Genomic DNA, 12,515 nt, shown 5'->3' with positions numbered 1-12,515 from the left:
TCTGCATTTGGACTGATAAGATCAAGGGAGGGCTTAAATTCGGTGGCATTGTTTTACCGTCTATTATTGGCAAACATGCTATGGAAGTCAGTCTTTTGATGATGAAGGAAAATTAATAAAATGTATGCCCATTATGATTAATGGAAAAATATATTGCTAGAAAAAGAAGATCTATTTATTAACGATGAAAATTAATCTTACCCAAAATAAAAATTTAAAACTATTTAAGATCATTGCTGATGCTGCGAAAAAAAATAATCAGTCGGTATACATTGTCGGCGGCTATGTCCGCGATCTTCTGATGAAGAGGACAGCATCTACAGATATTGATTTTGTGACAGAGCAAAGCGGTATTGAGCTTGCACAAACTGTTGCGAATGATATTGATCCTAAATTAAAAGTCTCTGTCTTCAAAACGTACGGAACGGCTATGATCAAGTACAAAGATCTTGAGCTGGAATTTGTAGGAGCCAGAAAAGAAAGTTACACCGAAAACAGCCGCAAACCTGAAGTAGAAGGCGGAACACTGGAAGATGACCAGAAAAGAAGAGACTTTACCATCAATGCCATGGCAATTTCCTTAAATAAAGCTAACTTCGGAGAACTGATAGACCCTTTCAACGGTGTTGAGGACCTGGAAAAAGGAATTTTAAGAACTCCTTTGGAACCTGCGCAAACCTATTCTGATGATCCGTTGAGGATGATGAGAGCCGTTCGTTTTGCTTCTACATTAAATTTTGTCATTGAAGAAAAATCTCTGAATGCTATAAAACAGGAGGCAGAAAGAATCAAGATCGTTTCTATGGAAAGGATCATGGTTGAATTCAATAAAATTATGATGTCCAAAAAACCTTCTGTAGGATTAGGATTAATGGAAGAAACAGGCCTTTTAAAGCTGATCATTCCCGAATTGATTGAGCTGAAAGGAGTAGAAGAGGTAGAAGGGCAGACCCATAAAGACAATTTCTACCACACACTGGAGGTCGTAGACAATATTTCAGAGAATACAGATAATCTTTGGTTACGCTGGTCTGCTTTGCTGCATGATGTAGGTAAAGCACCCACCAAAAAATTCGTAGAAGGAACAGGATGGACTTTTCACGGTCATGAATTTTTAGGCTCAAAAATGGTAAAGACCCTTTTCCATAGGCTGAAACAGCCGTTGGGAAGCGATATGAAATATGTCCAGAAAATGGTGAAGCTTTCATCACGTCCTATTGCTCTTATTACCGATGATGCTTCGGATTCTGCATTGAGAAGACTTTTATTTGATGCCGGTGAAGATCTGGAAGATTTGTTTACCCTATGTAAAGCAGATATTACAACCAAAAACTCCAAAAAACAAGACAGGTTCAAAAAGAACTTCGAATATGTGGCAGTGAAAATCAAAGAAGTGGAAGAAAAAGATCAGGTGCGTAATTTCCAGCCACCGATTACAGGAGAAGAAATTATGAAGATGTTTGATCTGAAACCCGGAAAAGAGATTGGAATCCTTAAAGAAAAAGTAAAAGAAGCCATCCTGGAAGGTGAGATCCCCAATGATAAGGTAGAAGCTGAAAAGTTTGTTATTGCAGAGGCTGAGAAGCTGGGGCTGAATTATAATGATTAAACTTAAGATATAAAAAGCTTCGGCGGGACTTTGTCCCGCCGAAGCTTTTTATAATCAGTGAACAACAAAATCAGGCCGCTTCGGAGAAGCGGCCTGAAAAAAAACACAAATGATGAAAAAAAATAAAAATTTATAGATAATACCGAAGTATTAATGTCTTAGTTTGCATAGACTGAATTTGAGCCTATACCTGTAGTGAATGATCTGATAATAGCCCCTGAAGTATTGTAAACTACAATTTTGCTGGCCTGGGTAAATCCATTGGAATCCGAAGTGAAAATTTTGTCATTGATCACGCTGAATCCATATAAAGCAGAATACGCATCAACACTGTTTGCAACAGTAAATAGCGGTGATGTAGGTGCTGTTGCAGCACTCATATCCATTTTGTACACGTTTTTCCCTGAAGTGAAATAAAACTTACCATTGGCAATTTCAAGATTCGTAGCATTGGCAATACCTGTCAAAGTAGTTGTTTTTACAATGCTTCCTGTGCTTGAGATTTCGTAGATATAAGAATCAGCAGTTCCTGCAGCAATAGCATACACATTTTGGTTGCTTGAAATGATCTTGTTGATATTTCCTGCTGGCAACGTGATCGTAGACTGAACATCGTTAGTAGAAGTATTGATATATGAGATCTTATTTCCAAAGCCAAATGAAGCATTCTGTACAAAGATATTGTTTCCTGCTTCTACAATTCTTTCAGCAGCATCTGTGAAAGTGATTTTTTTAATGAAAGAACGGTCGGAAGCTTTATAGATGCTTACATACTTGGCACCTAAATATTTATCATTCGTTACATAAATATTATTGTTGGCAAAAGCCATATATCGTGGAGAATTAAGCTCAGCGGTAATTTCACCATTGGCTTTAAAATTATAGCGGTTTGCGATCTGGATCTTATTGGAATTATTCAATAACAGATAAGCATTTTCACCATTAAAGGCAACCATCTGTAACACATCACCTAACTTTGCTCCTCCGTTATTAAGGGCAAAAACATTATCCTGTTTAAGATTAAGGTCTGAACTTACAAACGTTACATCACCTTCAGGTTTTCCGAAAGTACCTTCATTAGCAATTAAAAAACCGTTGCCATAGAATATTTCCTGCTCATCATTATTATCACTGTTACAGGACACGATGCCCAAAAGAAGTGTAAAAGCAAAAAGAAGAGGTAGAATTTTGTTCAGTTTCATAATATTTTTAAGTTTAAAAATTAATAGTTGCATACATACTGTAATTTCTCTTAGGCATCGGATACAAAGATACCGTCTGATAAACCGTATTGGTAACATTGTTCACTTTAAATCCCAAAGTGTATTTCTTGAAAAGTGCGGCAGAAATTCCTGTATTTAAAATAAAATAAGGATCAATAGCTGTAGACCTTTGCTCGTTCGTAGTCGTATAGGTAAGACCATTGAAAAGTCCCTGTGCATATAGCTTAAGGAATGAATAGCCATACTCAATATTTCCGACAGCTTTATGGATCGGAACATACATCATCTGCATTTCAGTATTCTTGTTGACAGATTTTGAATAAGTGTATCCCGCATCCAGCTTCAGGGTATGATTTCCAAATTTTTTGTTCCACTTAACCTGTGATTCCAATCCGTAGGATTCAACCCTGTACGTATTCACAGGAGCCCAGTATCCATATGGGGTAGGTAGCCAGTTGATGAGATTTTTGATGTCCATATAATAAGGACTTAATGTAATTTTAAAATCTCCCAGACTGAACTCATGGTTCATGTCAATATTCGTGGATGTCTCAGGAAGTAAATCCAGATTTCCTCCCGGCTGCCAGTAAAGATCATTAAAAGAGGGATACCTGAAATTTCTTGAAAAATTGACTCCCATACGATACCATTGTAAAGGATCCCATTTTCCCGAAAAAGAATACAGAAGCGGTGAAGAAATATTCTCCACAAAATCCTTCTTGATCCCGGCTTCAAAACGAAGCTCCTTCGTAGCAAAATACCTGATTAAACCGGATAGTGAACCTATATTTCTGCTGATGACCCCAATTCCGGATTGATAGCCTTCACCCTTATTCACCTGGAATTCCCCGATAGCATTAATGTTGATCTTTGGAGTGATGAAATAGTTGAAATCATTTTTAAAAATATAATTCTTTCCCTCTGCACCGCTTGCTTTAGGCTGATTAAGATCTGAAAAATACTGGAAATTATCTTCTGTATAAGCCGCTTTTAAGCTGTTTGAAAGATTACTTTTATTGATGTCCCATGCGATTAAACTTCTTAAAGTCTGGGCATTATATTTTGTTTTAGTACCATTCTGTTCAAAAACAGGATAATGCTGTGATGCATCAAACATCTGATTCTGCCATGAAATCGTCTGGTGGTCAGCAATTTTATAAGAAGCTCCGATGTTGATCGAAGTATTATAGTATTTCCCGTTAATATTGTGAAATCCAGTACTTCCTACGACAAATTCAGGGACGTTATAATCATTCTGACTCGTTAAATAGCTCCCGGAAACCTTAACGCTTAATTTATCATTGCTGAAAGAGGCCTGCAGAAAACTATTATAAGTATCAAAAGAGCCCGCCTCCGAATAAACAGAACCTTTGAAGCCCCTGTTGAAATCCAAAATATTATTTAAATGAATACTTCCTCCAATAGCTCCGCTGCCATACACAACACTTCCTCCGCCAGCTTTTACATCAATCTGATCATATCCGAAAAGGGGAATATTATTCACATCTCCCTGTCCCAAAAAGCTGGAATTAATATTGATTCCGTTCCATACAAAAGCGGTCTGCTGAGCCGTTGTTCCCCTGAATGAAGGAGAAGAAACAGCCCCGCGTCCATTTTCTTTCACATAAATAGAAGACTGAAAGCGTAAAAGTTCAGAAAGATTGGCTGAGTTTTTTTCGAGATCTTTTGGAGTGATCGTACGTACAGGATGGAAAAGCTTTACCTTGCTCATCTGGCTGTCGAAAATATAAATGGTGTCAAGCGCTTTCTCCTGTCCGAAGAGAAAGCTGCTGTAAGACGAACAAAGCAGTAATAAAGACCTTTTTATATCCATACTATTTTACTTTTCCTCCGAAAGTAATGACGTTTTTAGTTATAATTTTGGCAGGTCTCCTGACTTTCGCTTTCTGCACCTTCCCGTATGAACAGTGGTTTTTTACAGAAATCTTATTGCGATTTACAGTTGCGGGGACAGTTTGGGAGTTACGCCCAATTCCCTATTATTTCCAAAATGCTGGAAACCAAAATTTTTGCAAAGATAACTTTTTAAATTTATTGCGCAAAAAGACAAAAAAGTAAAAATGTGAACAGGCAAAATGTCAATGGTGAATAGTGAATTTTGCTTCGCAAGGAAACTTTTAAACGTATAAATAATCAGTAATGAGCATGACACTACAAAATTGAAAATAATACTTAAATTAACAATTCACTTGTAAAATAAAATTGACTATTCACAAAAGTCTGGTATTTGAATCTTGGCTCTTGGTTCTTGATTCTTGGCTCTTGATTCTTAAAACTTTAATTCACCATTCACTTGCGAAGCAAAATTCCCTATTGATAAAATTACACTTCTACAAAAACGATGAATCAAAATAGAAAGGCAGCAAATCCTTAATAGAATGTACCTTCACCACTTCATCATTCATGCTTGAAAAATAAAGGATGATGTTTTCGTTCTGTTTCGTTTCATATTCTATCAGACTTTGTCGGCAGGCTCCACAAGGAGGAATCGGAGGATTTTTCTCATGAAATTCCTTAGGACCGCCCACGACAAAAATCTTTTTTACCTTGACATCCGGAAAATTGGCTGCCACCCAGAAAAGAGTCGTTCTTTCTGCACACAATCCCGATGGATAGGCCGCATTTTCCTGGTTGTTGCCGGAATAAATTTCGCCGTTTTCCAGTAAGACGGCACATCCTACAAGGAAATTCGAATAGGGCGCATAAGCATTTTCACGGGCTTGTATTGCTCTTTCAAATAAGGTTTTTTCTATATCGTTCAGTTCACTGCTGTTTTTAAAATGCTCGTAACTGATCTGTATGTCTTTTTTCATATATTAGTAAGACTAAAAAGGGGGCCAAATTTACTTCTTTTTCATCACTTCGACAATGTTTTTTTTATTCATCATTAAATTGAAAATCAAAAAGTAAAATGTTATACACACCAGTAAAATTTAGAAATATAGAATTGAAAAACAGATGGGTAATGTCTCCCATGTGTATGTATTCATGCGAAAATGGATTGGCTAATGATTTCCACTTTGTACATTACGGAAGCAGATCTCAGGGCGGTACCGGACTTATCATGGTTGAAGCCACCGGAGTAGAACCTCGTGGAAGAATTACCAACCACTGTATGGGTATCTGGAATGATCAGCAGGCAGAAGAGCTTAAGAAAATTGTTGATTTTGTCCATTCCCGTTCAGAAAGTAAAATAGGGATCCAGCTTGCCCACGCCGGAAGAAAAGGTTCCACCTGGAATAATCTGCAGATCCCAGTTGAAGAAGGCTGGGAAACTGTTGCACCCAGTGCTATTCCTTATCACCCAACTGAAAGAATCCCGCATGTTCTGACTGCTGACGAGATTAAAGAACAGGTACAGAATTTTAAAGAAGCAGCAAAAAGAGCTGTAAAAGCCGGCTTTGATATGATAGAAATTCACGGCGCTCACGGATATCTTGTCCATCAGTTTTTATCACCGCTTTCCAATATCAGGACAGATGAATATGGCGGAAGCTTTGAAAACAGGATCCGTTTTCTTTTGGAAATTGTTGATGCTGTCAACGAAGAGCTGAACGAAAATACAGCCCTTTTCGTAAGAATTTCCGGAACCGAATATGCCGAAAACGGATGGAATATCAATGACAGTGTAAAGCTTGCTGAAGTTTTAAAAGAACATTCCGTAGACCTGGTAGATGTTTCAAGCGGAGGAAATATCCACGGTGCTAAAATACCTGTATTTGATGGCTATCAGGTTCCTTTTTCATCCCAGATCAGAAAAGAAGCCGGGGTAAAAACCGGAACAGTCGGGTTAATCACAAGGGTGGAACAGGCTGAAGAAATCCTGGAAAAAGAAGATGCAGACCTCATATTTGTGGCAAGAGAAATCTTAAGAAATCCATATATTGCCGTTCAGGGATCATTTGAAATGAAGGAAGACTGTTTCTTTCCGCACCAATATACAAGAGCGAAAATTTCATCATAACATTCGGAATGAAAATTGAAGACTTTATGCTGACCTGTCCCAGTAAGAAATTTTTGGGAATAGAATGTTTAGGATGCGGTGCACAGAGAGCGGTAATATTAGTATTTGAAGGCAGATTTTCAGAAGCCTTTCATCTGTATCCGGCTGTTTATACACTACTCCTGTTTCTTTTTACCCTGGGCCTGAGTTTTGTAGATAAGAAAAGGAAATACAGTAACATTCTAATGATCATGGTCACTGTAAACCTGGTCATCATGATCATATCTTATTATTATAAACATTTTTACATGCATTCTCATTGATAAAAAACAAAGCTAAGAACTGTATTTTTTTAATGTCAAATTAATATAAGTAGAAAAAAAGTCGTAGAATTACTACAAAATGTAAATCTGTTCACTAAAAACTTTTTAAATTAGAGCATGAAGTATATCTTTGTTAGATAAACTTTATGAATAGTATAATCATTAATGATTAAAATAGAAGAATATGGCAGGAAATTCAAGAGGAATCTTAAAATTCAATGGAGGTGAAGGACAAAAACTGTTAAAGCTTAATTACAGCGTATCAAGATCTACAGATGTTTCAGGACGTGTAGCGTCTGATCCATCGAACGCTTTAATCAAAGTAACAATTGAAGCAACTGAAAAATCTGATATTCTGGAAAGTTTGCTGAATGGTAAATATAAGCCGACAAGTGGTGAAGTCACATTCAATAAATCACATGAAGAAGGAACACTGATCACTCTGAAATGGGAAAACGGATATGTGATTCAGCACGAAGTGGATTTTGATGCTGTCGACAGCAATAGTATGCTGGTAAGCTTTGTGATAAGTGCAGAAAGCATTACATATGGAAATTCACTATATGATGGATTCTGGCCATTGAGCTAGGTCCTGAGTAGTACAAAATACAAAGAGACTGTCCCTCAAGACGGTCTTTTTTTACCTGTTGTGAACACTACTTTCTGGCAAGGGATTTTTGTTTATTTTCAAAAATTCCCGATTGGATGAATAATATACACATTTTAACACAAATCACTTTATAAAATATGTCTACTACACCTGAAAAATCAAAGGGAACGAATTTTCGCCCGGCACAGAATGCAGACGGGGTATCCGAAAATCATCATACCGGTATCAACCGCCTGGTTAAGCTTTCCTTAGTCATAGAAGGAAAAATCATCAGATTTTATAAGCATTTCAAACTTAAGCAGAGTGCCCAGCGTCATCATGAATTTACATTAACCCTGGCTCATGATACTTTGGGAGACCGCCAGACCCATTCGCTGGAAGAAGCCAATAAATTTCTGGGAAAACGCCTCACTGCAGTCATTTCTTATAAAGGCATAGACAACAGTCCAGAGAGAACCTTTGTAGGAATCATTACCGGGGTAGCATTCAGCCAGGAAAAAATGAGCCTGGGGAATATTGTGCTTACAGGATCCAGCCCAACCATTCTTTTGGATGGAGCTTCTCATGTTCAGAGTTTTGGAGGAAGTCAGCCGGTCAATATAGGAATTATTGCTGAAGAGGTGATTAAGCAGGGGATTGATAAAGGCCGCTTTGATGTCAGGATCGATGCCAATAATTTTTCCCAGATCATCTACAGCAGCCAGTACGACGAAACCCATTACAACTATCTGGCAAGAATGGCAGAAGCATATGGTGAACAGTTCTTTTATGACGGTGAAGTCCTGCATTTCGGGAAACTGCCGCCTCAGAACAAACCTATTATCCTGACCTACGGAAGCAGCGCCAACGATATTAAGGTTGAGCTGAAAGCAATTCATACCAAGCCCCAGTTTTATGGGTATAACAGCAATAAAAATGAAAAACTTACTTCAGGTTCCACGCCTATTCAGCATGTAAGTGATATTGCAAAGACAGCTTACGATCACAACAACAGTATTTTCAAAACCCCTGCACTTCAGATAGCCCCCATCAAAGCAGCAACCCATCTGGACGTAGAATACTCACAGAAAAGTGCTTCGGGAAGTGCAGCGGTGAACGTTTTTTCCATTTCAGGAAATACAAGCGTTCCATTCCTTCACCCGGGATGCATAGCCGATGTTCAGATGCGGAAACAGGACTCCAATGAAACTTCCTATTTCACAAGGATTATGATCACGGAAGCTGAACATGAAATTGACACCATAGGACATTATAAAGGAAGCTTTACAGGTATAGCAGCAGATACAGGATTCCTTCCAAGACCGGAATATAAGATCCCTAAAGCTGAACCACAAACTGCAGTCGTTATATCCAATACAGATCCGGAAGGACAAGGCAGGATACAGGTACAGTTTGACTGGCAGACAAGCGATACAACCCATTTTATAAGGATGATGAGTCCTGACGCAGGAGGAACAGATCAGATCACCCAGAACAGAGGATATGTGGCCATTCCGGAAGTGGGAGATCAGGTAATGGTGAATTTTGTCCATAGCCATCCCGACAGACCTTTCGTGATGGGAGGTATGTTTCACGGAGGAATAGCTTTAGGTGGCGGAGTCAATAACCATCTGAAATCTATCCAGACCAGAAGCGGGATCAGAATTCTGATGAATGATGAAGAAGGAAGTGTAAAGATCATGGACCCTAGCGGAAATATCTACTATATGGATGGTGCCGGAAACATCAGCATGAAAGCTCCTAAAAATTTCACCCTGAATGCCGGGGACAATATCAACATTACTGCCGGAAAAGAAATTTCGATCAGTGCAGGAGAAGGAATCAACAGTTCTGCCAATAACAGTATTATCTCTACAGCCGGAAAAGATATTGTACAGACAGCTTCCGGTGATATCCGTGAAACTTCCGACACCAGAACCGAAATGATAGAAAAAGAATTCAAGAGACAGTCTGAAACATCCAATGAAATAGCCGGAGAAATATCCATGTTCAGCGAGCTTGAAAACATGACGATGCAGAGCGGTAAAATTGTAGAATTCAACAGTGCCGAAAAATCAAAACTTTTCTGATATGGCGATCATCAAAACAGCTAAGAATATACAGATAAAAGTCACAGACTCTTATCATCTGAATGTCGGTGAAAAGGTTGAAAAAATTGCTCAGAAAATTAATGTGGAAGCACAGAAAAACAACCTTGTTTTGGCAAGCAATAAGAAAATAATGTCCCATGGAAACAAGTAAATTAAGAATTATAATTCTTTTTATTGTAAGTAGTTTCTCATTAATCAATTGTCAGAATAAAAAAATGGAACAAAAATACAGTTGGCTGGGGACGCTTTCGGCACCGCAGGAATATCCGATGGAAATTTACAAAGGAGCCCTCATCGCAGATGATTTTACCTACAGCTTCGATGCCATCTGGGGCACACAGAATACAGGCTGGGGAAATGAAGGCGGAACAATGAGTGTAGAAACCAGCCAGATGGATATTCCCCACAATCTGGAATTTACCTGGTACTCTCTGGTAGAAAATAAATTCTATACCGGAAAATGGGATTTGGATAAAGAAAAAATAAAAGATCTTTTTGAAAAAGGTTTTATAGACCAGGATAATGGTAAAAAGACCACATACAGTAATTTTATTGTCGGCCTTGCTCCAAAAGGGAAGGTGGTTTTATGGATTAATGGTCCCGGAAACCAGAAAGAAATAGGTGCTTTTCAGGCTCATGATACTATTATTACCAAAGAAAAAGCATACGACAACGCACAGTATATGCTGAAGGAAGGTTTTGCAGACAGAATGCTGAAAGATCCGTCTTATGAAACATTTAAACCCGAGATCAGAGCTAAAATAGAAAAGGAAGGATATCCGTCTCCGGATATTTATGAAACGTACAGAGAAAGATATAGCTGGAAGCCCTTAGTGATTTTGCCGGAAGGCAGTGAATGGATAGATTTTGGATTCACCAATTACAATGGAGAACAGGAAAACCTTTTCGGAGAAAGTCTGAAAGCCGATACTTATAAAAAACGGGCTGTCCCAAAATTTTGCGGTTTTTACTGGAGAGATAAGAATAAAAAAAGATATGGTGTATGGGTAGACTCTTTTGATGAAGAAGAAATTTTTGACTTATTTCAGAAGCTGGGAAAAGAAAAAAATACAGACCTGATCATTAAAATCAGTCCAGATAATACAGGGGCGAGTTTATCATTAAAGAGCGAAAAGGAAGAACTTCCGGTTACAAAAGCAAAAATCAGACTTTCACGTGCAATAGAATAACATTCTTAATAAAATTAAAATCAGTCTGTCAACAAAAATAAATAAGAACGATGCACAATAATAAATTTGGAGATTATACACCGGAAATAACCAAAGAGGAAGTATTAGACATTACTCTTGGGATGTTTTTTGACGGAACTTTGAACAACAAAACCAATACCCTCGAAAGAAGAGGACAAACGGCCGACTACAAGAAAAACGGAGGAAAACCAAGTGATAACAACAGTTATAATAATGACTGGAGTAATGTTGCGCGTTTATGGGATAATTACGATAAAAATTTTGGCATCTACATAGAAGGTATCGGTACCGAAGATAAAGAAGAAGATTCTATGCTTGGCTATGCCTTCGGAACGGGAGCTACAGGAATCCGCGGGAAAGTGAGAAAAGGCTGCGAAGAGATCGTGAAAAAAGTAAAGAATATTAAAAGCTCAAAAAAAGCCGATAAGATTGCTGTTCTTACTTTTGATGTTTTTGGTTTCAGCCGTGGTGCTGCCGCAGCGCGAAATTTTGTTCATGAAATTGGTAAATCAAAATATAAAGCTAAAACCACTACCGTTTCATATGAAGGCATGACCGTTACTTCCCATTTGGACAGTGACGGAAACAGTGTACAAGGCGAGGATCTGCCGAAATGGGGACATCTGGGACTTAAACTACAGGAAGCAGGTATTACAGTAGATGTACTGAAGGTGAGATTTCTGGGGATTTATGATACCGTTTCGTCCTATTCCAAAAATTTTTCTCCCAAGCCTAATTTCCATAATGATGTGGCAGAACTGGGGCTGGATGATATTGGAAGAGCGCAGACCATTATCCATTTTGTGGCGGAAAATGAGCACAGAGAAAATTTTGACCTTACGAACGTAAGTGTAGGGATAGAAAAAATATTTCCCGGCGTACACTGTGATGTAGGCGGAGCTTATGAAGAAGGGCCTGAAATCTGGGAAGAAGTGGAAACCTCATGGACCACCAGTGCAAAATTAAAAACATTAAGACAGCAACTTATCAATGAGGCATGGTATAAGGAAGACGAGCTTACAATTACCCCAGGATTTTATCTGTCATTAAGAGGAGAACGTAAACTTCTGAAAAAGACATACAGCTATATTCCCTTACATTTTATGGCGGAGTACGGTGTTGAAAAAAAACTTCCACTCAAAATAAAAAAACTTACCGACGAAAGCTATTCTATCTCATCGGATCAGTTGCTGTTAAGAGTGAAAGAGCGTCTGAGACCTTATGCAATGGCAGATGGAAAACAATACGTTTTTAAAAGATATAAAGATGTTGAGACCGCGTACGGAGGAGCATCCATTCCGGAACAGAAATATGCCGACTATCAAAAGGAAATGAAAGAACAGGATGATCTTAGAACCCTCAGAAATAAATACCTGCATTGGTCTGCAAGAAGGGAAGGTATAGGAATGGATCCTACATCGGACAGGGTAAGAGTAATCCATTAATGGATTGCCATGAATAAGCAAAATAAGGACAGATAATACG

The 12,515-nt window shown here is 38.3% G+C and carries 11 protein-coding genes and 1 riboswitch; of the genes, 8 read left to right on the top strand and 3 right to left on the bottom strand.

Features of this window, described 5'->3' with window-relative positions; genetic code table 11:
* The first annotated feature begins 184 nt into the window (after positions 1-184).
* Positions 185-1,609, top strand: coding sequence for a CCA tRNA nucleotidyltransferase (locus DRF60_RS04045; RefSeq protein ID WP_116010848.1), 1,425 nt, complete (start codon positions 185-187; stop codon positions 1,607-1,609).
* 158 nt (positions 1,610-1,767) lie between these two features.
* On the opposite strand, the gene DRF60_RS04040 is transcribed toward DRF60_RS04045, so the two are convergent.
* From DRF60_RS04040 to DRF60_RS04030, 3 genes are all read right to left on the bottom strand, one after another.
* Positions 1,768-2,811 (bottom strand): hypothetical protein, encoded by a 1,044-nt coding sequence (locus tag DRF60_RS04040; RefSeq protein ID WP_116011074.1) that lies wholly within the window; start codon positions 2,809-2,811, stop codon positions 1,768-1,770.
* Positions 2,812-2,824: 13 nt separating this feature from the next.
* Positions 2,825-4,666 carry a TonB-dependent receptor plug domain-containing protein gene (locus tag DRF60_RS04035; RefSeq protein WP_116010847.1) on the bottom strand — a complete coding sequence of 614 codons (1,842 nt, stop codon included), beginning with the start codon at positions 4,664-4,666 and terminating at the stop codon, positions 2,825-2,827.
* A gap of 32 nt (positions 4,667-4,698) precedes the next feature.
* Positions 4,699-4,873, bottom strand: a riboswitch (cobalamin riboswitch).
* Positions 4,874-5,183: 310 nt separating this feature from the next.
* Positions 5,184-5,666 (bottom strand): cytidine deaminase, encoded by a 483-nt coding sequence (locus DRF60_RS04030; protein ID WP_111956797.1) that lies wholly within the window; start codon positions 5,664-5,666, stop codon positions 5,184-5,186.
* A 98-nt stretch (positions 5,667-5,764) separates the two neighbouring features.
* On the opposite strand from DRF60_RS04030, the gene namA reads away from it, so the two are divergent.
* The 7 genes from namA (at position 5,765) to DRF60_RS04000 (ending at position 12,475) form a co-directional block, all read left to right on the top strand.
* On the top strand, positions 5,765-6,817 hold the full coding sequence (gene namA / locus DRF60_RS04025) for an NADPH dehydrogenase NamA (protein WP_116010846.1): 1,053 nt from the start codon (positions 5,765-5,767) through the stop codon (positions 6,815-6,817).
* 8 nt (positions 6,818-6,825) lie between these two features.
* Positions 6,826-7,119 carry a DUF2752 domain-containing protein gene (locus DRF60_RS04020; RefSeq protein WP_116010845.1) on the top strand — a complete coding sequence of 98 codons (294 nt, stop codon included), beginning with the start codon at positions 6,826-6,828 and terminating at the stop codon, positions 7,117-7,119.
* Positions 7,120-7,303: 184 nt separating this feature from the next.
* Complete coding sequence (tssD, locus tag DRF60_RS04015; protein ID WP_116010844.1) at positions 7,304-7,708, top strand: type VI secretion system tube protein TssD; 405 nt, start codon at positions 7,304-7,306, stop codon at positions 7,706-7,708.
* 158 nt (positions 7,709-7,866) lie between these two features.
* A complete protein-coding gene (locus tag DRF60_RS04010; RefSeq protein ID WP_116010843.1) occupies positions 7,867-9,798 on the top strand; it encodes a type VI secretion system Vgr family protein in 1,932 nt (643 codons plus the stop codon).
* Between the two features lies 1 nt (position 9,799).
* Entirely contained in the window at positions 9,800-9,970 is a 171-nt protein-coding gene (locus DRF60_RS21050) for a hypothetical protein (protein ID WP_157967922.1), read from the top strand.
* Between the two features lie 64 nt (positions 9,971-10,034).
* The gene (locus DRF60_RS04005) at positions 10,035-11,009 is read left to right on the top strand and encodes a DUF2931 family protein (protein WP_238640005.1); all 975 of its coding nucleotides are present in this window, start codon (positions 10,035-10,037) and stop codon (positions 11,007-11,009) included.
* A gap of 50 nt (positions 11,010-11,059) precedes the next feature.
* Complete coding sequence (locus DRF60_RS04000; RefSeq protein WP_116010841.1) at positions 11,060-12,475, top strand: T6SS phospholipase effector Tle1-like catalytic domain-containing protein; 1,416 nt, start codon at positions 11,060-11,062, stop codon at positions 12,473-12,475.
* Positions 12,476-12,515: the final 40 nt, after the last annotated feature.

Source organism: Chryseobacterium elymi (assembly GCF_003385495.1).
Lineage (GTDB): Bacteria > Bacteroidota > Bacteroidia > Flavobacteriales > Weeksellaceae > Chryseobacterium > Chryseobacterium elymi.
The sequence above is the reverse complement of the archived record's forward strand: the minus strand, read 5'-3'. Positions and strand labels throughout refer to the sequence as shown.

Bases quoted from the DNA above. Each gene is read 5' to 3' on its own strand.
- namA (WP_116010846.1), top strand. From the start codon at position 5,765: ATGTTATACACACCAGTAAAATTTAGAAATATAGAATTGAAAAACAGA.
- DRF60_RS04020 (WP_116010845.1), top strand. From the start codon at position 6,826: ATGAAAATTGAAGACTTTATGCTGACCTGTCCCAGTAAGAAATTTTTG.
- DRF60_RS21050 (WP_157967922.1), top strand. From the start codon at position 9,800: ATGGCGATCATCAAAACAGCTAAGAATATACAGATAAAAGTCACAGAC.
- DRF60_RS04010 (WP_116010843.1), top strand. From the start codon at position 7,867: ATGTCTACTACACCTGAAAAATCAAAGGGAACGAATTTTCGCCCGGCA.
- DRF60_RS04035 (WP_116010847.1), bottom strand. From the start codon at position 4,666: ATGGATATAAAAAGGTCTTTATTACTGCTTTGTTCGTCTTACAGCAGC.
- DRF60_RS04045 (WP_116010848.1), top strand. From the start codon at position 185: ATGAAAATTAATCTTACCCAAAATAAAAATTTAAAACTATTTAAGATC.
- DRF60_RS04005 (WP_238640005.1), top strand. From the start codon at position 10,035: ATGGAACAAAAATACAGTTGGCTGGGGACGCTTTCGGCACCGCAGGAA.
- DRF60_RS04040 (WP_116011074.1), bottom strand. From the start codon at position 2,811: ATGAAACTGAACAAAATTCTACCTCTTCTTTTTGCTTTTACACTTCTT.
- DRF60_RS04000 (WP_116010841.1), top strand. From the start codon at position 11,060: ATGCACAATAATAAATTTGGAGATTATACACCGGAAATAACCAAAGAG.
- DRF60_RS04030 (WP_111956797.1), bottom strand. From the start codon at position 5,666: ATGAAAAAAGACATACAGATCAGTTACGAGCATTTTAAAAACAGCAGT.
- tssD (WP_116010844.1), top strand. From the start codon at position 7,304: ATGGCAGGAAATTCAAGAGGAATCTTAAAATTCAATGGAGGTGAAGGA.